This window comes from Aromatoleum diolicum (assembly GCF_012910955.1).
GTDB lineage: Bacteria > Pseudomonadota > Gammaproteobacteria > Burkholderiales > Rhodocyclaceae > Aromatoleum > Aromatoleum diolicum.
Genome location: NZ_WTVQ01000053.1, coordinates 1 through 23,308, shown reverse-complemented (window position 1 = coordinate 23,308; position 23,308 = coordinate 1). Strand labels below are relative to the sequence as shown.

General features: G+C 66.1%; 21 protein-coding genes. 14 read left to right on the top strand and 7 right to left on the bottom strand.

Features of this window, described 5'->3' with window-relative positions; translation table 11 throughout:
- The first annotated feature begins 23 nt into the window (after nt 1–23).
- The 10 genes from rfaE1 to GPA25_RS20820 all read left to right on the top strand — a co-directional run bounded on the left by rfaE1 (nt 24) and on the right by GPA25_RS20820 (nt 11,233).
- Nucleotides 24–974: a D-glycero-beta-D-manno-heptose-7-phosphate kinase gene (gene rfaE1, locus GPA25_RS20865; RefSeq protein ID WP_169262336.1), complete on the top strand. Its 951-nt coding sequence runs from the start codon at nt 24–26 to the stop codon at nt 972–974.
- A gap of 13 nt (nt 975–987) precedes the next feature.
- Nucleotides 988–1,935, top strand: coding sequence for an ADP-glyceromanno-heptose 6-epimerase (gene rfaD, locus GPA25_RS20860; protein ID WP_169262335.1), 948 nt, complete (start codon nt 988–990; stop codon nt 1,933–1,935).
- On the top strand, nt 1,935–2,981 hold the full coding sequence (gene waaF, locus GPA25_RS20855) for a lipopolysaccharide heptosyltransferase II (RefSeq protein ID WP_169262334.1): 1,047 nt from the start codon (nt 1,935–1,937) through the stop codon (nt 2,979–2,981). Before rfaD ends, waaF begins: the two co-directional genes overlap by 1 nt.
- A complete protein-coding gene (gene waaC, locus GPA25_RS20850) occupies nt 2,982–4,130 on the top strand; it encodes a lipopolysaccharide heptosyltransferase I (protein WP_169262333.1) in 1,149 nt (382 codons plus the stop codon). It abuts the gene before it with no gap.
- Nucleotides 4,130–5,251: a glycosyltransferase family 4 protein gene (locus tag GPA25_RS20845; protein ID WP_169262332.1), complete on the top strand. Its 1,122-nt coding sequence runs from the start codon at nt 4,130–4,132 to the stop codon at nt 5,249–5,251. The genes waaC and GPA25_RS20845 overlap by 1 nt, the downstream gene beginning before the upstream one ends.
- The gene (gene rfaP / locus GPA25_RS20840; protein WP_169262331.1) at nt 5,248–6,072 is read left to right on the top strand and encodes a lipopolysaccharide core heptose(I) kinase RfaP; all 825 of its coding nucleotides are present in this window, start codon (nt 5,248–5,250) and stop codon (nt 6,070–6,072) included. Before GPA25_RS20845 ends, rfaP begins: the two co-directional genes overlap by 4 nt.
- Nucleotides 6,069–6,830: a lipopolysaccharide kinase InaA family protein gene (locus GPA25_RS20835; protein WP_169262330.1), complete on the top strand. Its 762-nt coding sequence runs from the start codon at nt 6,069–6,071 to the stop codon at nt 6,828–6,830. Before rfaP ends, GPA25_RS20835 begins: the two co-directional genes overlap by 4 nt.
- 7 nt (nt 6,831–6,837) lie before the next feature.
- Complete coding sequence (locus GPA25_RS20830) at nt 6,838–7,608, top strand: lipopolysaccharide kinase InaA family protein (RefSeq protein WP_169262329.1); 771 nt, start codon at nt 6,838–6,840, stop codon at nt 7,606–7,608.
- Entirely contained in the window at nt 7,605–9,065 is a 1,461-nt protein-coding gene (locus GPA25_RS20825) for a lipopolysaccharide kinase InaA family protein (protein ID WP_246265974.1), read from the top strand. Before GPA25_RS20830 ends, GPA25_RS20825 begins: the two co-directional genes overlap by 4 nt.
- 113 nt (nt 9,066–9,178) lie before the next feature.
- Nucleotides 9,179–11,233 carry an LTA synthase family protein gene (locus tag GPA25_RS20820; RefSeq protein ID WP_169262328.1) on the top strand — a complete coding sequence of 685 codons (2,055 nt, stop codon included), beginning with the start codon at nt 9,179–9,181 and terminating at the stop codon, nt 11,231–11,233.
- A gap of 41 nt (nt 11,234–11,274) precedes the next feature.
- On the opposite strand, the gene msbA is transcribed toward GPA25_RS20820, so the two are convergent.
- On the bottom strand, nt 11,275–13,119 hold the full coding sequence (gene msbA, locus GPA25_RS20815; RefSeq protein WP_169262327.1) for a lipid A export permease/ATP-binding protein MsbA: 1,845 nt from the start codon (nt 13,117–13,119) through the stop codon (nt 11,275–11,277).
- Nucleotides 13,120–13,226: 107 nt separating this feature from the next.
- On the opposite strand from msbA, the gene GPA25_RS20810 reads away from it, so the two are divergent.
- The 4 genes from GPA25_RS20810 to GPA25_RS24245 are packed head-to-tail and all read left to right on the top strand — an operon-like array spanning nt 13,227 to nt 16,848.
- On the top strand, nt 13,227–14,306 hold the full coding sequence (locus tag GPA25_RS20810) for a hypothetical protein (RefSeq protein WP_169262326.1): 1,080 nt from the start codon (nt 13,227–13,229) through the stop codon (nt 14,304–14,306).
- A 40-nt stretch (nt 14,307–14,346) separates the two neighbouring features.
- Nucleotides 14,347–14,958 carry a protein kinase family protein gene (locus GPA25_RS20805; protein ID WP_169262325.1) on the top strand — a complete coding sequence of 204 codons (612 nt, stop codon included), beginning with the start codon at nt 14,347–14,349 and terminating at the stop codon, nt 14,956–14,958.
- A 5-nt stretch (nt 14,959–14,963) separates the two neighbouring features.
- Nucleotides 14,964–16,184, top strand: coding sequence for an O-antigen ligase family protein (locus GPA25_RS24335; protein WP_211163267.1), 1,221 nt, complete (start codon nt 14,964–14,966; stop codon nt 16,182–16,184).
- A complete protein-coding gene (locus tag GPA25_RS24245) occupies nt 16,159–16,848 on the top strand; it encodes a CatB-related O-acetyltransferase (RefSeq protein ID WP_169262323.1) in 690 nt (229 codons plus the stop codon). Before GPA25_RS24335 ends, GPA25_RS24245 begins: the two co-directional genes overlap by 26 nt.
- Here GPA25_RS24245 and GPA25_RS20790 read toward each other — a convergent pair.
- The 6 genes from GPA25_RS20790 to GPA25_RS20765 all read right to left on the bottom strand — a co-directional run.
- The gene (locus GPA25_RS20790; RefSeq protein ID WP_169262322.1) at nt 16,818–17,711 is read right to left on the bottom strand and encodes a glycosyltransferase; all 894 of its coding nucleotides are present in this window, start codon (nt 17,709–17,711) and stop codon (nt 16,818–16,820) included. The genes GPA25_RS24245 and GPA25_RS20790 overlap by 31 nt on opposite strands.
- 42 nt (nt 17,712–17,753) lie before the next feature.
- On the bottom strand, nt 17,754–18,725 hold the full coding sequence (locus GPA25_RS20785) for a glycosyltransferase family protein (RefSeq protein WP_211163266.1): 972 nt from the start codon (nt 18,723–18,725) through the stop codon (nt 17,754–17,756).
- Nucleotides 18,726–18,743: 18 nt separating this feature from the next.
- Nucleotides 18,744–19,637 (bottom strand): DUF6625 family protein, encoded by an 894-nt coding sequence (locus GPA25_RS20780; protein ID WP_169262321.1) that lies wholly within the window; start codon nt 19,635–19,637, stop codon nt 18,744–18,746.
- Complete coding sequence (locus tag GPA25_RS20775) at nt 19,634–20,764, bottom strand: glycosyltransferase (protein ID WP_169262320.1); 1,131 nt, start codon at nt 20,762–20,764, stop codon at nt 19,634–19,636. Before GPA25_RS20775 ends, GPA25_RS20780 begins: the two co-directional genes overlap by 4 nt.
- Nucleotides 20,757–22,514: a carbamoyltransferase C-terminal domain-containing protein gene (locus GPA25_RS20770; protein WP_169262319.1), complete on the bottom strand. Its 1,758-nt coding sequence runs from the start codon at nt 22,512–22,514 to the stop codon at nt 20,757–20,759. Before GPA25_RS20770 ends, GPA25_RS20775 begins: the two co-directional genes overlap by 8 nt.
- A gap of 65 nt (nt 22,515–22,579) precedes the next feature.
- On the bottom strand, nt 22,580–23,308 hold a 729-nt coding region (locus GPA25_RS20765), incomplete at its 5' end, for an SGNH hydrolase domain-containing protein (protein ID WP_211163264.1).

The following is a 23,308-nucleotide window of genomic DNA, read 5'->3' as shown; positions in this document are numbered from 1 at the left end:
ACGCGCTGCCCACCTCTGCCCCCATGCTGCTCCCCTTGCCCGATTTTTCTGCCGGTCGCGTCCTCGTCGTCGGCGACGTGATGCTCGACCGCTACTGGCACGGCTCGACGACGCGCATTTCGCCCGAAGCGCCGGTGCCGATCGTGAAAGTCGAAGGCGACGAATTCCGCGCCGGCGGGGCCGGCAACGTCGCGCTGAACGCGGCTTCGCTCGGTGCCGGCGCGGAGCTGGTGGGCCTGGTCGGGCGTGACGAGGCCGCCCGCCTGCTGCGCGAGCGACTGGAATCGGGCGGCGTCACCTGCCGCCTGCTGGAAGCACCGCAACACCCGACGATTACCAAGCTGCGCATCATCAGCCGCCACCAGCAACTGATCCGCCTCGACTTCGAGGACAACTTCGCAGTGCTGGAAAGTGCCGGCATCGAGCAGGCTTTCGAAGCGGCAGTGGGCGCCAGCGGCGCCGTGGTGCTGTCCGATTACGGCAAGGGCACGCTGGCGCAGGTCGGCAGCCTGATCCGCGTCGCGCGCGAACACAAGGTGCCGGTGGTGGTCGACCCCAAGGGTACGGATTTCGGCCGCTACTGCGGCGCCACCGTCATCACGCCGAACCTGACGGAATTCGAGGCGGTCGTCGGACATTGCGCCGACGACGCCACGCTGCGCCAACGCGGCGAAGCGCTGCGCGAGGCGCTCGACCTCGAAGCGCTGCTGGTCACGCGCAGCGAGCGCGGCATGACGCTGCTGCAGAAAGGCCAGCCGGCGCTCGACCTGCCGACGCGCGCGCGCGACGTGTTCGACGTCACCGGCGCCGGCGATACGGTCGTTGCGGTACTGGGCGCGGGGCTCGCCTGTGGTCTGTCGCTGCCCGACGCCACGGCCATCGCGAATGCCGCGGCGGGCGTCGTCGTCGGCAAGCTCGGCACCGCCACCGTCAGCCGCGACGAATTGAGCGACGCACTCGGCGCGACCCACTGATCAAGGAGTCATCATGTATATCGTCACCGGCGGGGCCGGCTTCATCGGCAGCAACATCGTGCAGGGGCTCAACGCCCGCGGCATCACCGACATCCTGGTGGTGGACGACCTCACCGACGGGCGCAAGTGCCTGAACCTCGCCGACGCGCACATCCGCGACTACGCCGACAAGGACGATTTCCTGCGGCGCATCCAGGCGGGCGAGGACTTCGGCCCGGTCGAGGCGGTATTCCACCAGGGCGCGTGCTCCTCGACCACCGAATGGGACGGCCGCTTCGTGATGGCGGTGAATTACGAATACACCAAGGCGCTGCTCGCCTGGTGCGTCGCGCGCAAGACGCCCCTGCTGTACGCGTCGTCGGCGTCCGTCTATGGCATGGGCCCGACCTTCCGCGAAGCGCGCGAGTTCGAGCGTCCGCTCAACATGTACGCGTACTCGAAGTTCCTCTTCGACTGCCACCTGCGCCCGATGCTGCCCGGCATCTCGAGCCAGGTCGTCGGCCTGCGCTACTTCAACGTGTATGGCCCGCGCGAACAGCACAAGGGCAGCATGGCGAGCGTCGCCTACCACTTCAACACCCAGCTCAATGACAGCGGCCGCCTGCGCCTGTTCGAAGGTTGCGACGGCTACGGCCCGGGCGACCAGCAACGCGACTTCATCCACGTCGACGACGTTGTCGCGGTGAATCTGTGGCTGCTCGACAACCCGCAGGTCAGCGGCATCTTCAACGTCGGCACCGGCAAGGCACAGAGCTTCAACGAGGTCGCCCGCGCCGCGATCAACTGGCACAAGGGCGGCGGCATCGACTACATCGCCTTCCCCGAGCATCTGAAGGGCCGCTACCAGAGTTTCACCGAAGCCGACATGGGCGCACTGCGCGCCGCCGGCTACGACAAGCCCTTCATGCCGGTCGAAGTCGGCGTGATGCGCTACATGGAATGGCTGGCGCAGCGCGGCTGATGGGCGCAACACGGCAGATTCTGGTGGTCGGCCCGTCGTGGGTCGGGGACATGGTGATGGCGCAAAGCCTCTTCATGACCCTGAAGGCCGCCGGTCCGTGCGAGATCGACGTGCTGGCGCCGGGCTGGTCGCTGGCGATCCTCGAGCGCATGCCGGAAGTGCGTCGCGGCATCGCGATGCCGCTGGGCCACGGCCAGTTCGGCTTGGGGATACGCTGGCGGCTCGGGCGCGCGCTGGCGAAGACGCGCTACGACCAGGCGATCGTCCTGCCCGGTTCGCTGAAATCCGCCTTCGCCCCGTTTTTCGCCGGCATTCCGCAGCGCACCGCGTTTCGCGGCGAGATGCGCTTCGGTCTGGTCAACGACATGCGCCGGCTCGACAAGGCCGCGCTGCCGATGACGGTGCAACGCTTCGTCGCGCTCGGCCTTCCCGCCGGCAAGCCCTTGCCAAAGCCCCTGCCACGCCCGCGCCTGGTGGCGAATCCCGCCAACCAGGCACGACTGCGCGCGGACCATGGTCTGGATGCCGGGCGTCCCGCGGTCGCCTTCATGCCGGGCGCCGAGTACGGCCCCGCCAAACAATGGCCGCTGCCGCATTTCGCCGCCCTCGCGCGCGAGCTGGTCGCCCACGGTTTCGACGTGTGGGTGCTGGGCTCGACCAAGGACGCCCCGGCCGGCGAGGAGATCGTCGCCGCGGCCGGGGACGGTGTCCATAATCTGTGCGGGCGCACCCAGCTCGGCGACGCCGTCGACCTGCTGGCGATGAGCGCCGCGGCGGTCACCAACGACTCGGGCCTGATGCATGTCGCGGCCGCGCTCGACCGGCCGCTGGTCGCGGTGTACGGCTCCTCGACGCCGGACCACACGCCACCACTGTCCGAGCGCGTCGCCGTGCGTTACCTGCGCCTCGAATGCTCGCCGTGCTTCGCACGCGTGTGCCCGCTCGGACATACCCGCTGCCTGCATGAGATCACCCCTGCAAGCGTGCTCGACGCGCTTGTTTCGCTGGGCGTCGGCGCCCGGCAGAACGCCGGCGAGGCGGCCTGAATGCGCGTGCTGGTCGTCAAGACATCGTCGCTCGGCGATGTGATCCACACCCTGCCGGCACTCACCGACGCCGCGCGCGCCATCCCCGGCATCCGTTTCGACTGGGTGGTGGAGGAAGCTTTTGCCGAGATTCCGTCCTGGCACCCCGCCGTCGACCGTGTCATTCCCGTCGCGGTGCGCCGCTGGCGCAAGGCGCCGCTTGCAGCGCTACGCAGCGGTGAATGGCGTCGCTTCACCCGTCGCGTCAAGCAGATCCGCTACGACGCGACGATCGACGCGCAGGGACTGATCAAGAGCGCATTGCTGACGCGCTTCGCCAGCAAGCCGGTGCATGGGCTGGACCGCAACTCGGCGCGCGAACCTTTTGCCAGCCGTTTCTACACCACCGCGCATGCGGTGCCGGTCGGCCGACATGCGGTCGAGCGCGTCCGCGAACTGTTCGCCAAGGCGCTCGGCTATGCGGTACCCGACGGTCCCGGCGAATACGGTCTCGATCGCAGCCGCCTGCACGCGCCCCCGGCCGACACCCCGCCTTATCTGCTGTTCCTGCATGGCACCACGTGGACCACCAAGCACTGGCCGGAGCTCTACTGGCGCCAATTGATCGAACTCGCCGGCGCGGCCGGCTGGGCCATCCGCCTGCCGTGGGGCAGCGCCGACGAGCAGGCACGCGCCGAACGCCTTGCCGCCGGCATGGCCCACGTCACGGTACTACCGCGCCTCACGCTCGCCGGCATCGCCACGGAGCTGGCCGGTGCGCGCGCCTGCGTGGCCGTCGACACCGGACTGGGACACCTCGCGGCGGCCTTCGACATCCCCACGCTGTCGCTGTTCGGTCCGACCAATCCCGGCTACACCGGCGCCTGGGGGCACAACCAGTTCCATCTCGCATCGAACCTGTCGTGCGCCCCGTGCCTGCAGCGTCGCTGCACCCACACCCCGACCAGCGATGAACGCGCGCGTTACGACCTGAGTACCGAACAGCCATTGTGCTTCACCCGGCTCAACCCGGAGAGGATCTGGCACGCGCTGCAGACGGTGCTTGCCGACGGCGTGCTGCCCGACACGGACCCGACCGCAAACGGCACGTCGCCCGTCTCGGACGGCTGCGTGGCGCTGCGCCCCGTCTTCGATCGCAAGGCCCGCTGATGCAGCTCGCGTTCTGCCTGTACAAGTATTTTCCCTTCGGCGGACTGCAGCGCGACTTCCTGCGCATCGCGCTGACCTGCCAGGCGCGCGGCCACGCAATCCGCGTCTACGTGCTGGAATGGCAGGGCGAAATCCCGCCCGGCTTCGACGTGATCCGCGTGCCGGTGAAGGCTTTCGCCAACCATCGCCGCTATGCGAAATTTACCGACTGGGTGCGGGCCGACCTGCAGCGCAAGCCGGCCGACCGCGTGATCGGCTTCAACAAGATGCCCGGGCTCGACGTGTATTACGCCGCCGACCCGTGCTTCGAGGACAAGGCGCGCAAGCTGCGCAAACCGCTGTACCGCCTCAGCCCGCGCTATCGCCATTTTTCCGCGTACGAACGCGCGGTGTTCGCCCCCGAGGTGCACACCGAGATCCTGACGATCTCGCCGGCGCAGCAGGCGCTGTTTGCGAAGTACTACGGCACGCCGCAGCGGCGCTTCCACCCGCTGCCGCCGGGCATTGCCCCCGACCGCCGCGCACCGGCGAATGCCGCCGAGATCCGCGCCGACTTGCGCCGCGAGTTCGGCCTTGCCGACGACGACCTGCTGATCGTGCAGATCGGTTCGGACTTCCCGCGCAAGGGACTGGATCGCACCCTGCTCGCGATGGCGGCGCTGCCCGAGCCAATCAAGCACCGCACGCAGCTGATCGCGCTCGGCGCGGACGACCCCAAACCCTTCATGGAGCGTGCCCGTACGCTCGGCCTCGCCGAGCGCGTATCGTTGCCGGGCGGGCGCAGCGATGTGCCGCGCTTTCTGCTCGGCGCCGATCTGCTGACCCACCCGGCACGCCACGAGAACACCGGCACGGTGCTGCTCGAAGCGCTGGTCGCCGGTCTGCCGGCGCTCGTCAGCGCCGTCTGCGGCTACGCGCATTACATCAGCGAGGCCGCTGCCGGGCTGGTCGTCAGCGAACCATTCCAGCAGCACGAACTCGACGCGGCGCTCGCCACGATGCTTGCTGACGCCACCGCCCGCGCGCGCTGGCAGCGCAACGCGCTCGCCTTCGCCGACAGCCACGACCTGTACAGCCTGCCCGAGCGGGCGGCCGACGTGATTCTCGCCGGACGTCAATGACTATCGTAAGTCTCGCCGAACCCTTTGCCACGCTGTGGGCCGGGCGCGACCCGTTCGCGGCCGCCGCCGCGCTGACCGGCGAAATCGTGCGCGACATCGACGGGCGCCTCACCTTCCGCTTCGAAGTGAACGGCCGCGGCTACTATGCCAAACTCCACCGCGGCATCGGCTGGGGCGAGATCGCCAAGAACCTGGTCCGCCTGCGCCTGCCGGTGCTCGGCGCCGGCAACGAGTGGCGCGCGATCCAGGCCTTTCACGCGCGCGGACTGGGCACGATGACGGCGGTGGCCTACGGTGAGCGTGGGCGCGGCCCGGCGCGGCGCGAGTCCTTCCTGATCACCGAAGCGCTAGAACCCGCGGCCGACCTCGACACCTATACGCGCGACTGGGCGCGCACGCCGCCACCGGTCGCGCTCAAGCGCGCACTGATTGCACGCGTCGCATCGATCGCACGCGGCATGCACGAAGCCGGCATCAATCACCGCGACTTCTACCTGTGCCATTTCCTGCTCGATCTCGAACCGGCGCCGAGCGCCGAGGCGCTGCGCCTGTCGGTCATCGACCTGCACCGCGCCCAGCTGCGCCCGCGCACGCCGCGACGCTGGCGCGACAAGGATCTCGCCGCGCTGTATTTCTCGGCGCTGGACATCGGCCTGACCCGGCGCGACAAGCTGCGTTTCCTGCGCGACTACTTCCCCGGCCCGCTACGCGCCACGCTGCAGCGCGAAGCCCGCCTGCTGCGTCATCTCGAACGCGAAGCGGCACGCCTGAAACGTCGCTACGAGCGCAAGTTCGCCCATCGCCCGGCGCTGCAAAGATGAGCGCCTGGACCCTCAACGCCGACTACCTGCGGGCAAGCGGCAGCGAAGCCGAACTGCGGCAGCATTTCGGCTCGCTCGACGCGGTCTTCGCGCTCGCCGGCCAGCGCGTTGCACGCGACCCGTTGAGCGAGGTGCTGAAAGTCGACATCGCGGGACGCAACTACTACGTCAAGCGCTACCACGGCGCCGGCAAGCACCTGCGCCGCTGGCTCGGGCGACCGCGCGTCAAGGCCGAATGGGAAAATCTGCGCCACTTCGCCGCCTGGGGCATCCCGACGGCAACCGTCGTCGCGTGGGGCATGGAACGTCGCGCGGGCGCCTTTCACCGCGGCGCATTGATCACCGCGGAGCTGGCACGCACCACCGATCTCGCGCAACTGGCCAACACGCACGATCCGCGGCTGACAGACCGGCGCTGGGTCGCGGCCGTCTCGCGCCAGCTCGCGCAGGTCACGCGCAGGATGCATGCGCAGCGCTTCACCCACAACGACCTCAAGTGGCGCAACCTGCTGGTCGACGACGCCATCGAGCCGCAGCTGTACCTGATCGACTGCCCCGGCGGCGACTTCTGGCGGGGCCCCTTGCTCCGCTACCGCATCGTCAAGGATCTCGCCTGCCTCGACAAGGTCGCGAAATACCACCTGACGCGCACCCAGCGCCTGCGCTTCTACCTTGACTACGCCGGTAAGCGCCGCCTCGACGCCGCCGACAAACGCCGCGTGCGGCGCATCACCGATTTTTTTGCAGGTCGCGAGTAGCCGCGCCATGGACGACTTCCTCGCCGACTCCGCCCGTACGCTGTTCGCCTGGCACCGGCTCGACAATTTCGCTGCGCTGTGGGCGCTCGAACTCGACAGCGTCGACATCCCCAATACCGGGCGCGGCGGCTGGAGCAGCGTGAGCCGCCTCGAACTCACCGACGCCGCCGGGCAGGTTCACGCCTTCTACCTCAAGCGCCAGATCGGCCACCTCAGCCGCAGCCTGCGCAAGCCGTTCGGCGAAGCGACCTTCACACGCGAGTTCCGCAACATCCGGCGCTACCAGCACGACCGCGTCCCCGCGCTGGAAGCGGTCTTCTTCGGTGAACGACGCATCGGCGGCAAGGCCTGCGCGATGCTGCTCACGCGCGCGCTCGACGACCATCGCCCCCTCGACCACTGGCTCGCCGATTGGCCGGCCCTGCCACGCGCGACGCGACGCGCCATCATCGACGCCGTGGCGACGCTGGTCGGCACGCTGCACGGCGCCGGCCACCTGCACAACTGCCTGTATCCCAAGCATGTGTTCGTGCGCCTCGAAGCGAACGCCGCCACCGCGCGCCTGATCGACCTGGAAAAGACCCGCCCGCTGCACTTCGGCACACGCGACCGTGCGCGCGACCTCGACGCACTGAACCGGCACACGCATGGCCCCCGTGCAACGGAGCGCCTGCGTTTCCTGCTGCGCTACCTCGGGCGCGACCGCGTCGATGCGGCCGGTGCACGTCTGGTGCGCCGAATCCTTCAGCGCCACATGGACAAGGCCGCCCGCCGATGATGACATCGGTCGCAGCCCCTCGCGTCGCCACCGACGCCCCGCGAGCGGACGCCGTGGCGCTTCGCGCGGCAGGACGGGCCCCCGCCGTGCCGTTTCGCATCGTCCTCGGCGACGGACGCGAGCTACTCGTCGTGCGCCTGCTGCGCGTGTTGCCGGGCAAGCGCATCGTCGGCGAGAGCTGGCTGGACGGCCGACGCCTGCTCGCCAAGCTGTTCATCGACAAGGACAGCGCGCGCCACTGGCAACGCGAACACCGCGGCATCGAGGCCCTCGCCGCCGCCGGCATTCCCACGCCCGCCATGGTCGCCGCGCAGCCGCTGCCCGGCTGCGGCCATGCACTGCTGACCGACTTCCTCGACGGCGCGACGACGCTGCTCGATCACTGGAAACCGCTCGCCGAGGGCACGCCGGGTAACGTCGCCGCCGTCGCCCTGCTCGCGCCCGCATTCCGGCTGCTCGGTCAGGTGCACCGCGCCGGGCTCAGCCACGACGATCTGCATCTGGGCAATTTCCTGCGGCACGGCGCGTCCCTTTTCCTGATCGATGGCGATGCCGTCGCAAGCGCCCCCGCGCCGCTTGGCGAAAAGGCTGCGGCGCGCGATCTCGCGATGCTGATTGCGCAACTGCCGCGTACGTGGGACGAACAGCTCGCACCGCTCCTCGACGCCTACCGCGCCGGCAGCGCGCAGCTGCCGGGTGAGGCCGCCCTCGCGCGCGCCCTGCGTCGCGAACGCGCCTGGCGTCTGCGCGACTATCTCGACAAGACTGGCCGTGACTGCTCGCTGTTCAAAGTCGAGCGCAGCCTGCACCGCTTCGAGGCGGTCGTGCGCGCCGAAGCCGACGCACTGGCACCGCTGCTTGCCGACCCCGACCGCTGGATTGCCGAGGGCACCGCACTCAAGCGCGGCAACACCTGCACCGTCGCACGCATCGAGCTCGGCGGACGGGCGCTGGTCATCAAACGTTACAATCTCAAACACCTCGGTCATGCAATGTCGCGCGCATGGCGCCCGACGCGCGCGTGGCACTCGTGGCGCGAAGGGCATCGCCTCGCGCTCTTCGGCATTTCCACGCCCAAACCGCTCGCCCTCGTCGAGGAACGCTGGGGCCCCCTGCGCGCGCGCGCGTGGCTCGTCACCGAATACTGCGCCGGGCCCGATCTCCTCACCCACCTTGATCCGGCGACTGAGCCGCCGCCCGCCGAAGCCGCCGCACTGCGCATGCTGTTCGCAACCCTTTACCGCGAACGCATCAGCCACGGCGATCTCAAGGCGACCAATCTGCTGTGGCAGGGCGATCGGATCGCCCTGATCGACCTTGATGCGATGCGCCAACACGCTACAATCATCGGTTTCACGCGCTCGTGGCGCGGCGACCGCGCCCGCTTCCTGCGCAATTGGCCCGCAGAGAGTGCTCTGCATCGATGGCTGGAAGCGATGCTGCCGGGCGCACGTTAAGCGACTGTCGATATACCCATGCAGCGTCCCGCCACGCATGCGCCACCTGCCACATTGCCCCCAAATTCCCTTGGCACCGCCTGCAGCCGTGCCTTCCTGATCAGGTCGTCCCCATGCCTCTGACCGAATGGACCCAGTCCCGCCGCCTCCGCTTCCTCGTCGGCGGCACCGCGCTGTTTTTCATCGTGTTCGCCCTATTGCGACTCGTCTTTCTGATCGGCTTCGCCGATTACGAGGCGATGGGCGACACCGGCAACGACCGGATTGTCGAAGCCGTGGGCATCGGCCTGCGCTTCGACCTGCGCCTCGCCATCCTCGTCATGCTGCCGGTGGTGCTGTTCGCGTTCGTCCCGCGCGTGAATCTGCTGACTTCGCGCTTCATGCGCGGGCTGTCGCGGGTCTATCTCGGGCTGGTCATCTTTGCGGTCCTGCTGGTCTACGTCATTGACTTCGGTCACTACGACTACCTCGGCCTGCGCATCAATTCGACGGTACTGCGCTTCCTCGGCAACGCCGACATTTCTGCCGGCATGCTGTGGCAGAGCTATCCGGTCCTGCAGATCACGCTCGGCTGGCTTGCGGCGTCCGTGCTTGTCCTGTGGGCAATCCTGAAGCTTGAGCGCCGCGCGCTGGATCGCCCGCCACGGATTCGCCCGCGTGTCGCATCGGCACTCCTTGCCGTTGTCGCAATCGGCGTACTCACCCTGCTCGGCCTGATTGGCCGCGTCACCAGCATCAATCCGTCGAACCCCGTGCCGCTGCGCTGGAGCGACGCCTTCGTGTCCGGCAACTCCGCCGTCGGCGCGCTCGGCCTGAATCCGGTGATCTTCATCTACGACACCGTGCGTACACCGCAGGAAACTTTCGACCGCGCGCAGGTCGCCAAGCATTACCCGCTGATGACCCGCTACCTCGGTGTCACCGCGCCCGACGCCGACAAGCTCCCCCTCGTCCGCCAGGTCGGCCCGCAGCCGCACCGCCTGCAATTCACGCGCACCCCGAACGTGGTGTTCGTGATGCTCGAATCACTCGGCGCGAGCCGCCTGGGCACCTTCGGCAATCCGCTCAACCCGACGCCCAACCTCGACGCGCTGGCGCGCGAAGGCTGGCTGTTCCGCAACTTCCACGTCCCGGTATCGGGAACGGCAAAAACGGTGTGGGCCAGCATCACCGGCATCCCGGACGCCGCCCGCGCCGAAAGCGCGACGCGCAACCCCTTCATCAGCAACCAGCACACGATCATCAATGCGCTGCAGGACCATCGCAAGGTCTACGCGGTCGGTGGCAGCGCCGGCTGGGCCAACATGAACGCGCTGATCCAGAGCAGCATCGACGGCCTCGAGCTGTATCAGGAAGGGAGCTGGAAATCGCCCAATGGCGACGTCTGGGGCATTTCCGATCTCAACCTGTTCCGCGAAACCAGCGCGCTGCTCAAGGAAGACGCCACCAAACGGCCCTTCTTCGCCTACATCCAGACCGCCGGCAACCACCGCCCCTACACGATCCCGACCGACAACGAAGGTTTCGAGATCCGCAAGGTTCCTGCCAAGGATGCGCAGGATGCGGGCTTCCAGGATGTCGACCAGTTCAACGCAGTGCGCCTGCTCGACCACAATATCGGGCGCTTCATGGAGATCGCGCGCAAGGACGGCTATTTCGACAACACCATCTTCGTGCTGTTCGGCGACCACAACGGCCGCATCAGCCACCTGCCCTTCATGCCGCCCGCGTTCGAGCAGCTGAACCTCGAAAGCACCCACGTCCCGGCCATCATCTACGCGCCGAAACTGTTGAAACCGCGGGTATTCGAAGAAGCGGCAAGCCTCGTCGACCTGTTGCCGACGGTCGCGGGCCTGCTCGGCGTCGACTACCACAACGGCGCCCTCGGCCGCGACGTGCAGATCCCGGCGGCGGAAGGCGAGCGCGCCGTCCATGTGATCCTGCGCGAAGGCGCTTTCCCGCTGATCGGTGCGGTGACGCGCAATTTCCTCGTGCAGATGAACCACGACGGCAGTCAGGCGACGATGCACGACCTCGCGTCGGCGACGCCGACCGACAACGTGGCCGCGTCGCACCCGGACGAATTCGCCCGCCTCAGTGAACTCGCACGCGGCCTGCACGAGACCTCGCGCTTCATGATGTACGAAAACCGCCGCGCGCCGAAGTAAGCGCCGACCTGAGCCGCTTTGCCGGGGCGCGCGGCGCGCCCTCAGACGGAGCCGGCAGGCTCCGAGAACTGCATCGCATGCAGGCGCGCATAATGACCGTCGCGCGCGAGCAACTCGGCGTGCGCGCCACGCTCGACGATGCGTCCCTGCTCCATCACCATGATGATGTCGGCCTTCTCGATCGTCGACAAGCGGTGCGCAATCACCAGTGTCGTGCGGCCACGCATCACGTGGTCGAGCGCCGCCTGGATGTGGCGCTCGGACTCGGTGTCCAGCGCAGAGGTCGCCTCGTCGAGGATCAGCACCGGCGCATCCTTCAGCAGGGCGCGCGCGATCGCCAGACGCTGACGCTGTCCGCCCGACAGCATCACCCCGTTCTCGCCGATCAGTGTGTCGTATCCCTGCGGCATGCGCTCGATAAACTCCGCAGCAAACGCCGCCTGCGCGGCGCGTTCGACCGCCTCACGCGGCGCGCCGGCGAGATCGCCGTAGGCAATGTTGTTCGCCACCGAATCGTTGAACAAGGTCACCTGCTGCGTCACCAGCGCAATATGGCGGCGCAGGTTCTTCAGCGTGTAGGCCTCGACGTCGACTCCGTCGATCAGGATCTGCCCGCTCGCGTGATGGTAGAAGCGCGGGATCAGGTTCGCCAGCGTCGACTTGCCGCTGCCCGAGCGACCAACCAGCGCCACCATCTGCCCCGGCTCGACGGTGAAGCTGACGCCATCGAGCACCGTGCGCTCCGAACCGGGATAACGGAAGCTCAGATCGCGCACTTCCAGCCGCCCGCTGACACGCTCGCGCGTGACCGTGCCGGAATCCACCTCCGGCGCCTCGTCGAGTTGCTCGAAAATACTCTCTGCACCGGCCACGCCGCGCTGGATCGTCGAGCTGACTTCCGACAGCTGGCGAATCGGCTTCGGCAGCAGGCCCGCCGCGGTGATATAAGCGACCAGATCCCCCGCGGACGCGTCACCGCGCAGCCACAGCACCAGGAACAGCACCGTCGCCATCGCCGAATAGGTCACCAGCTGCAGGGTCGGGGTGAAGGTCGATGAGGTCTTGATCATGCGCAACTGCTTGTGCGTGTTGTCCTCGCTCGCCGCGCGGAACCGCCGCGACTCATAGTCCTCGCCGCCGAAACTGCGCACCACGCGGTAGCCCTGGATGGTTTCCGAGGCGACGTGCGTCACATCGCCCATCGCCACCTGGATCTTCTTCGCCTGCTTGCGGAACTTGCGACTGGCGCTGCCCACCAGCACGCCGATGATGGGCAGGATCGCGACCATCACCAGGGTCAGCTTCCAGTTCATCCATAGCAGGTAGGCGAACAGGAACACCACCGTCAGGCCCTCGCGGATCACCACCTTGATCGCGTCGGTCGCAGCCCCGGTCACCATCGTCACGTTGAACGTGATGCGCGAGATCAGGTGCCCGGAGTTGTGCTCGTCGAAGTAGCGGTTGGGCAGGCGCAGCAGGCTGTCGAACAAGGCCAGGCGCAGGTCATGCACCAGTCCGAGCGAGACCTTGGCGATGAAATAATTCCCCAGGTAGGAACCCAGCCCCTGCCACACGGCAATCGCCACAATCAGCACCGGCACCGCATGCATCAGCGGCAGGGCCGATAGCAGCGGAACCCCGGCGAAGGGCGTAGCCGAAGGATTGGTAAGCCCATCGACGAAGTACTTCAGGATCCCCGCCAGCATCGGCTGCGAGGACGCGAAGATGAGGAATCCCAGGATGCTGACGCCGAACAGCCCCATGTAGGGACGGACGTAACTCAACAGGCGGAAGTAGATCTTCAGGCTGGATACGACCGGGTCACTGGAGAACGGGGTGGCTGCGACGGAGTCCTCGGCGGGAGCAGGAGGTATTTGGCCAGACATGGCGGTGCGGGTCGGCGAGCAAAGCGATGATGCTACCATGCGCGCCGAGCGGCCCACGCGGCGCTACCCGAGAAACCCCAACCCGCGGCGCGCGGCCCCCCCGACGCATGGACACGAAAACCGACCTCCTCCTTTACCTGGTCTACGGTGCCGACAGCTATCACCAGGAAGCCGTCTTCAGCATCGTCAGCGCCGTCGCCCGCCTGCGCGAAAGCGCCGATACGGCAGTACGCATCGAAGTTTTCGCGGATCGTCGCGAGCCATACGCCGCCCTACCAGTGCGGGTGCACGCCCTGGACGGGATCACCCTCAGCCGCTGGCGCGCGCCTCACGGCTACCATTTCCGCACCAAACACGCAGCGCTGCATGCCGTGCTGACTGATGGCGCCGAACCGGCGCAACGTGCAATCCTCATCGACACCGACACGTTTTTCCATACCTCGCCCAGCGCGCTGTTCGAGCGTATCGCGCCAGGCACCCTGCTATGCAACAGGATCGGCGGGCGCTATGCGGATATGCGCGAAGCGACGCTATATCGAACACTCGCACCCCGCCTGCAGTCTCAGCGCCTCGCCGACGACGACATGCCGCTGCTCAATTCGGGCGTCATCGGCCTATGCCGCGGCGACGCGCCGCTGCTGCAACGCTCGCTGGCGTTGATGGACGAACTGTTCCCGCATGCCGAGGGCGCCTATACGCTGGAAGAGTTCGTGCTCGCGACGGCCGCCCGGGAACGTGCCTTCTGCCTCTCCGAGTGCCCGACGCTGATCCATCATTACTGGAGCCGCAAACAACTATTCCGCGCCAAGATCCAGGCGTGGCTGCGCAAGCATGGGCAGGCACCGCTCACCGCCTGCGCCCTCGCGGACGTCGCGGCCGTCAGCGACACCTTGCCGCGACCACCGGCACCGCAAAGACTCATCCACAAGCTCGTCACCCGCCTGCTGCCGGCGGGGCAGCGGCAGTTCAGCCGCGAACTGCTGTACGGCTGCTACCCCCACGCCAACGAATTCGATCGCGCCTGCGGTCCGGTCTGGTGGGACAAGGCCCTGGCGAATCTGCGCGAACGCCACGACGTGAGCAATTCCGAAATCGAGCGCTGGCTCGATGGCTTTACGCTGCGCCGCCTGCTGGGCGAGCACACCGCAGCGATCCGTCGACATCTGAAACATCAGAAAGCGAACTGAATAAGCCGGAAGCCACGCCAGCACGGTAAAATCGCGCCCCATGAAAACATCCCCGCCGCTGCGCATACTCGCGCACGAGGACTATCTCCGACTCCGGCAGGGCGCCCGCGTGATGGAAGCCGACCGCTACGGCGACAAGGTGCTGTTGCTTGCCGATGGCAGCTATCTGAAGCTGTTCCGCCGCAAACGGCTCTTCAGTTCCGCCGCGTGGTATCCCTATGCACTCCGCTTCGCCGACAACACCCGCAGCCTCGCGCAGCTCGGCATTCCCTGCCCCGAGGTCATCGAACTCTATCGCCTGCCGCAGATCGAGCGCGATGCGGTGCATTACCGCGCACTACCCGGCGAAACCATACGCCGAATGGTCGCGGCCGGAATCCCGGACGACCAGGCGACCAATCTGCGCCACCAGATTCGCCAATTCATTGATCGCCTTCACGACCTCGGCATATATTTTCGTTCCTGCCACCTGGGCAACATCGTGCTGACGCCGGAGGGCGAACTGGGACTGATCGACATCGCCGACCTGCAACCTTGCCGTAGCAGCCTCGGGGCGCTGAAACGCCAACGCAACTACCGCCATATCCTGCGCGATGCACGGGACCGCGACTGGCTGGTCGTCAGCACGGAATGGCAGCAACTCCAGCGCTGAATGCCGTGAGCAATATTCATCCTGACTTCTCGACGAAGCCCCGGGGGTTCAAGCTTCGTACCAGACTGGCCGGCTGGCTGGAGGCGTACATCCTGCCGCTGGGCCTCTTCGTGCTCCTCACGGGCATGTTCTGGAGCGGGGACCGCGCCCTCTACCACAGACTTTTCTACGCACTCGTAGCCTTCCCCGCCTTCATTGCGGCGATCGTTCGGCCCACGCTCTTGCGCGACCTTGCGGACTCGGTGATAGGCCTGCCTTTCCTGGTCTTTTCCGCCTTCACCCTGCTGAGCATCTTTTGGTCAGATAGCGACGACGGTGTCGACTCGTTGATAAAAAGGCCGCTCTACGTTGCCCTGCTTTTTGTCGCCGCAATCGCCGTACGGCAACTACAGCCCATACGCGGCCGGCAAGTCCTCCTGGCGGCACTCGCCACGTCGGTGATTACCGGAGTGGTTTATCTGACGCTGTTTGCACCCGCATACGGGCCCGGCGCACGCCTTTCGGGCTATGGTGCGCTATACAACCCACTGCTGACCTCCCACGTCTTCGGCTTCTTCCTGGCAATCGCCATCGCCGCGTGGGTCGAACGGCGCCAGGCATTCCCGCTACCGATCGTGGCCGCAACCATGGTACTGGGGATGGTGATCGTTGCGACCGGCTCGCGCACGCCGCTGGTCGGCATTACCGCCACCGTGCTCTGGCTCGCCGCGCTGTCGGGTGACAGACGCGGAGTCATCGCCGCGGCCGCACTCGTCGGGACCGGCCTGCTGGTGGCAAGCCTGTGGCCTGACCTCTTGACCGACAGGGGGACGTCGTACCGGCCGGAGATCTGGAGCGACACATTGCGCCAGATCAGCGAAAAGCCGATTTTTGGCCATGGTTACGATCACCCGCTGGAAATCTACCTTGAAGGTATCGCTGACGCGTTCCGCGATCCGCACAACATGATCCTTGCCGTTCTCTATTACGGAGGACTGGTCGGTTTGGCGCTCTGGGTCTGGCTCTACGGCGCAGCCGTACTGGCGTGCTGGCGACAGCGCCATGACCCGGCCGTTTTCATTTGCTCCGCAACGTTGATTTACGGGCTGGCCGCCAGCATGACCGAAGGCGGAGCGTTTCTTTCCCGCCCTAAGGAGCACTGGTTCCTGATCTGGATTCCGTTCGCGCTGCTGGCGGCAACGACACTGAAGAGCAAGCACGATGGCCGACTTTCCCGCCAAGAGTGAACGCAGAACGCCAGCGTCCGCCCTCAGGGAATGGTGGCAGCGCCGCGCGGAGCGGCGCCAGAGGAAGCACCTGCCAAAATTTCTGCGCGGGCAGGCGCGGTTCCGCGAACGCTATCCGAACTACGAAATCGGCATCGGCACCTATGGCATGCCAAAGGTGCACGACTGGCATGAAGGCAGCACGCTGCGCATTGGCGCATATTGCTCGATTGCCGAAGGCGTGAACATCCTGCTCGGCGGCCACCACCGTCTCGACTGGGTCAGCAGCTATCCCTTTCCAAAGTTCCTCGAAGAAGCGCGCCACATTGCGGATTTCGGCGGCACGCGCGGTGACGTCACGATCGGTAACGACGTGTGGCTGGGCACCGGCTGCACGATTCTTTCCGGCATCAGCATCGGCGATGGCGCAGTGGTCGCGGCCCAGGCGGTCGTGACCCGCGATGTCGCGCCCTATGCCATCGTTGCCGGCAACCCGGCGCGCATCGTGCGCTGGCGCTTCGACGAGACCACCCGCGCGGCGCTGCTGGCGACCGCCTGGTGGTCGTGGCCGGAAGCGGAAATCCGCCGTGTCGTATCCCTGCTGTGCTCGGACGATCCGGGCGCGTTTCTGGCTTACGCGGCGGACCGCAATACTCAGTCGGACACCACCGGCGAAACGGCGTAACGCCACAGGCCACGTAGCGTCTTGCCGTTCCAGGCGCGCAGCGGCAGTTGCGCCAGCAGCTCGCGCGCAAGCACCTTGTCGCGGTCGGACGCCTTCACGAACAGCGAATTCAGCAGCCGGTAGCGCACCTCGTCATAGGCCGGATGCCCGGCATAGTCGCGATACGTGCGCAGCAGGCTTTCGGCCATGAAACGCAAGTTTTTGTAGGTGTTGGTCGGATGCTTGCGGTAACGCGCCATCAAGGCATCGACACGGTCGATGAAGTAGCCGGCGTGCGTAATCTTCAGCCAGATATAGACGTCTTCGAGGCGGATCTCCGGATTGAAGCCGCCGACCGTCTCCAGCGCCTCCTTGCGGAACATCAGCGTGGCGGTTGGCGGAATCGGCTTTCGCTGCAGAAATACATCGTCGAAGTCGATACGCTGCTGCGGCACGTCGCGCTGCTTCTGTTCGTTGTCCGGGTAAAGCGATCCGTCGGCATGGATGAATTCGATATTGCCGCCGCAGATGCCGACCGCGGGCTTGTCGGCCATGTAAGCGACCTGCACCGCAATGCGCCCGGGCAGCATGATGTCGTCCGAACCGAAGGGGGCGATCAGACTGCCGCGCGCGCGCGCGATCGACTCGTTCAGGGTGTGGGTAAGCCCCTTGTTCTGCTGCACGCGAAAATCGAAGCCGTGCCGTTCCTGCAAGCGACGGATGCGTGCGACGCTGTCGTCGGTCGAGCCATCGTCGATGACGAGCAACTCGATGTTCGGGTAGGTTTGCGCCAGCACGCTGTTGATCGACGCTTCGATGTAGGGCGCGTGGTTGTATGAGGCGATGATGACGGTGACGAGCGGCTGGCTGGCGTCGGTTTGCATGGTTGTTTTCCTGATCGGCAAGCGCGTGGGGAAGCGCGATACTCAGAACGGCAGTTGCAGTCGCAGCCTTTCCCACCACGCCGACGGTGCGGCGAGGCGAAGCGGCGGGCGCAAGGCCGCGGCGACGCGCTCGCCGATGCGGGCGAAACTGTATTCGCGCTCGACCAATGTCTGGCCCTTGGCCGCGATCCGCGCCGCCAGTTCGGGCGACGCGCGCAAGCGTGAGAGCTTGTCCCGCAACTCATTGACACTGCGATAGAGCACCAGGTTTTCCATATCGACGAAACCCAGGGCGCTGTTTTCCGCCGCGCCCTGGTCATAGGCGAACAGCACACAACCGCAGGCCATGGCCTCGAAATTCTTGATCATATACTCGCTCATGCCGACATCCGCACTGACGAAAAAGCGGATGCGATTGAGCATCTCCAGGTATTCCGCACCGGACTGCGTGCGCACCGTCATCAGCGGCTCCTCGTGGGCAATCGCATCGAGCATCGCCTTGCGCTCGCTGTATATCCCGCTCTTCACGCTGCCGACAAAACCCAGTTCGATGTCCCGCTCGGTGCCGAGATTGCGCAGCAGGGTCTGGTCATAGCCCTTGGGCACGAATACCGCGTCGGTGCCTTCGGCCCGCAGGCGTTCGCTGATCTGAAAGCCCGAACTGAGCACCCGTGCTGCCGGCAGGCGGCGGTAATGGGCACTGAACCTGCCCCGGTATTTGCACGGGAAATAGTTCTGCCAGGCATCGTGCTCGAGGATGACCAGATTGGGCACGCTGCGGATGAAGCCTACCTGACGGATTTCCTGCTTGAAGCGCAGGAAGAACACGATTCGCTCATAGTCCTGCGCCCTGACATGCTCGCGAAAATAGCGTTTGAGGTCGGCCTGCTCGTCACCCAGCCAGCGCAAGTCGCAATCGGTGTGCGCAGCAATCCCGTCGTACAGGCGGTCGAGGATGACACGCTGCTCCTTTTGCACCAAAAGCAGAATCTTCAGCGGTTTTCCGGTATCCATCGTCACACTGGCACGACCTCAATCTTCACCCTGACCGGCCGGAAAAAACCCGTGCGCAGTCACGTCCCACGCGGGCTCCCGGGCGAGTTGCGGATAGCCAAGCATTGCTTCCGCTCCGAGCCGTTTCCACTCGAGTCCCTTCCAGCGCAGGAAATGTACATAGGGGAAGGTCCGTTCGTCCGCCCGATCGCAACTCAGCACACCGGCACGCCAGCACCAGCGGCGCGGAAACACATAGCTGCCGTCGATCCACGCGACCTTGGCATCCGGGGTGCTGAAAGCCTCGACAAACTCCGCCCGCCGGTACCAAGGATTGAGCAGCCAGCTCAAGCGCGCCAGCGCATGCGGCCAGTTCTTGCGGCGAATGAAGAGGCGGCTGAAAGCGCCCTCGTCCACGCCCTGATGCATCGGATCACTCAGCCGCCTCTTCCAGGCGGTCATCAGGAAGAACGCTTCCCGCATCTCCCGCGTATTGCGCACAAGGCAGCAATGTCCGGAGATGCGACGTGCGTGGGTGGAAAAGATGTCCTTGCGCGCCAGGCGTTCCGCGGTGAAATAGGCGCGCAGATCGCCGAACACCAGATCGAGGTCGCCGAACGCCCAGAAGTCGTAGCCGTGCAGATCCGACTCGTGGATATAGCCCAGTGCCGGCTTCAGGTCGCACAGCTTGTAAGGGTTCTGCGGCTGAAACGGAATATCGAGGGTACGTGCGATGCGCGCGCAATAGCTTGCGTAATCCGTATCGATAATCCGCACGTTTGGCGGGCAGTCCTCAATCTGCCCGCAGTCCGAAAACAGCAGCCAGTCGATGCTCGGATTCGCACGGCAACTGGCGAGAAAAAACGGCATCCAGAACGGCCACTTGCCGAAATACGGAATGACGAAACAGATCGAAGGCGGTGCCGCGCTCATCGTGCCCCCGTCTCGCCGAGCGCGGCGCGAACCATCGGCAGCGCGAAGAAGCGCCGGCGCGCCGCCTCGTCGGAAAACTCCACATATAGCCGCGCGAGGCCGCGCTCGACGAAGATCGCCCGCTCCGCAAGCGGCATGCGGGCATGCGTGACGAGCAGACCCGCGAGGGCCTCCGCGTCGCGCAGCGGAAAAAGTGCGTCGGCGTGACCCACGACCTCCGGCGCCCCGCCACAGTCGGTCGCAATCACCGGCACCCCTGCGGCCATCGCTTCGAGCAATACCATGCCGAAGGGCTCGTGATCGGAACTCAACGCGAACAGGTCGAAGGCGGAGAAGGCGCGCCGCGCGTTCGGCACCTGGCCGAGGAAGCGCACGCGCGCGGCGATGCCGAGTTCATCCGCCAGCGCGTGCAAGGACTTTTCGAGCCGCCCCTTGCCAAGGATCACCAGCAAGGCACTCGCCGGCAGCTCCGGCAGGGCGCGCGCGAAGCCGCGCAGCAGCGTCGCCTGATCCTTGTCCGGATGCAGACGCCCGACATTGCCCACCACGAACGCGTCCTGCGGCAAGCCGAGGAGCTCGCGCGCGGCAGCTCGCGGCAGCACTTCGGCACGCACGGCATCCACGTCTATCCGGTTGTGCAGCGTCTCGATGCGGTCCGCCGGCCACGACGGCACGCCGCGGCGGATGTCGTCGCGGATCGCATCCGACACGCCGAGCAGGCCCAGGCGCTTGCCGAACCAGCGCGCGAAGAGCTTGTGCGTGAGCCGCTCGTAGTCGCCGAAGGCGTGGTGCACGCCGATCACCGGAAGGTCGGTGGCCCAGCACGAGATGTGGATCGGCTTGAAGCGGTGCGCGAGGATCATCGCGAAGTCGCGCCCGGCGATGATCCCGCGCAGGCGACGCATCGCGTCGAGCTTCAGGCCGCGCACGTCGGCGCCGTCGTAGTCGAGGTAGATCACCTCGTCGGACGCCGACAGCTCGGTGACCTCGTCGCTCGGCGGATCGGTTAGATAGACGGTCGTGACCTTGTACGGCGAGTCCTTGAACAGCACCGCATACTGCCGCGCGACGTCGCCGAACGGGCCGTAGTGGCAGTGGCAGAACTGCAGGATGCGGCGCTCAGCCAAGAGCGGCGCCCTCCTTCACGACCAGCACGTCCTCCATCACGAGGTACTGCAGGTCCGAGCCGAAGAACATGTTCAGCGCATCCGTCGGCGAGCAGATCATCGGTTCGCCGCGGCGGTTGAGCGAGGTGTTGAGCACGACGCCGTTGCCGGTTAGCCTTTCGAGTTCGAGCATCAGGTCGTAGTAGCGCGGGTTGAATTCGCGCTTCAGCACCTGGGCGCGCGAGGTGCCGTCCTCATGCACGACTTCGGGCACGCGCGTCTTCCATTCCTCGGCGACCTCGAAAGTGAAGGTCATGAAGGGCGCCGGGTGGTCGGTCTGCAGCATCTGCGGGCCGACCGTATCCAGCATGCTGGGGCAGAACGGCCGCCAGCGTTCGCGGAACTTGATCTGCTCGTTGATGCGGTCGGCGACGCCTGCGGCGCTCGGGCACCCGACGATGGAACGCCCGCCCAATGCGCGCGGACCGAATTCCATGCGCCCCTGGAACCAGGCCACGGGCTGGCCATCGGCGAGGATCTGCGCGATGCGCTGCGGGACCTCAGTGTCGCCATTGGCGATCTGCTGCCACTGGGGCTGCGACGGATGCTTCGCGCAGGCCGCGATGACGTCCTCGGTCGTGTAGCGCGGGCCGAGATAGACATGCTCCATCTTCTCGACCGGCACGCCGCGTGCGACCGACACGTAGGACGCCGCGCCGACCGCGGTGCCCGAATCACCCGACGCGGGCTGCACGAAGAGTTCGCGCAGGTCGGGGCGCGCGATGATCCTCTGGTTGAGCTTGACGTTGAGCGCGCCGCCGCCGGCGAACGCGAGCCGGCCGGTTTCGCGCAGGATGTCGCCGAGGTAATAGTCGATCATCTGCAGCGCGAGGTCCTCGAACAGCTTCTGCATGCTCGCGGCGTAATGGATATAGGGCTCGTCGGCGATGTCGCCGGCGCGCTTGGGGCCCAGCCAGTCGATGAGCTTGGGCGAGAAGTAGTAGCCCTTGCCGTTTTCCTTGTAGCGGCGGAAGCCGATCACGTTCGCGTAATCGGTGTCGATGACGAGTTCGCCGTTCTCGAATTTCGCCAGGCGCGAGAAATCGTACTTGTCCGGGTCGCCGTAGGGCGCCATGCCCATGACCTTGTATTCGCCGTCGAGCATCTCGAAGCCGAGATATTCGGTGATCGCGCCGTACAGACCGCCGAGCGAATCGGGGTCGTAGAACTCCTTGATCTTGTGGATGCGGCCGTTCTCGCCATAGCCGAAGAAGGTCGTCGCATATTCGCCCTTGCCGTCGATGCCGAGGATCGCCGTCTTCTCCGTGAAGCCGGAGCAGTGATAGGCGCTCGACGCGTGCGCGAGGTGGTGCTCGACCGGCACGATCTGCGTCTTCTTCAGATCGAAGCCGAGCTGTTGCAGGCACCATTCGATACGCTTCTTGTAACGGTAAAAGCGGCGGTTGCCCGCCAGGATCGCATCCAGGCCGCGGTCCGGCGCATACCAGTAGCGCTTCGCGTAGTGCCAGCGTGCCGGCTCCATGATGCTGATCGGCGCGAACGGAATCGCCACCGCGCTGACATCCTCCGGCCGGATGCCGGCGAATTCCAGGCAGAACTTCGCCGCCTCGTAGGGCATGCGGTTCTTGGCGTGCTTGTCGCGCACGAAACGCTCTTCCTCCGCGGCGGCAACGAGCTTGCCATCGATGTAGAGGGCGGCGGACGGGTCATGCGTCAGGGCGCCGGATAGGCCGAGAATGATCAATGCCACAGGGGAAACCTCAGGATCGGGGGGCGCCCGAAGCCTCAATAGCCACGGGCAACACAAGCGGCGGATTATAACCCGCCGGCCGCCGCGCCCAAGCCGGCGGGCTTCGACCCACGCCCCAGCAAGGCCGGCAGCAGCGGCCGCATCTGTCGTCCCAACCAGTAGGAGCCATCGAGTGACAGGTGGTCGTCGTCGCGATACAGCAGCATGCCGTCACGACGGCCGCGACAGACCTCCGCGTCGCACATCAGCGGGATCGGATCGAACACGGCAATGTCCGCGTATTTCGCCAGTACCGCATCGAGCAGCGGACGAAACTCCGTGTTGCGGACTTCATTCACTTCGCGGCTGAACTGGCAGTCGGGCCGGGGCGTCCGACTGACGAAGCGATTCGGATTCCAGGCGATACAGTCGCGGGCATCGAACGGCAGTTCCGGGATGGCGTGCAGGAAAACCACGCGCTTGCCGGCGGTGGTCAGACGGCGCAGCGTTTCATCGAGCGAGCGCGTGAACACCTCGGCGCGATCAAGGTGATCGGTACCCGCCTGCTCCGGCAGAACCAGTTTTTCGTCCGACACATGCCCTGGCGGATCCTTGAGCTCCCTCCCCGACGCATACGCCATCCAGCGACCACCGAGGAACACCGTTCCGATCTCCGGTGTGCGGACGACGTAATCGATCGCCGCATTCACCATCCGCCTGCAATCATTCAGCTTGCCGTCCTTGAGGATCGCCATGCCGTATAACGGCACGCAGCCTCCGTCGGATAGCTGGATCAGATTCACACCCTGCCCACC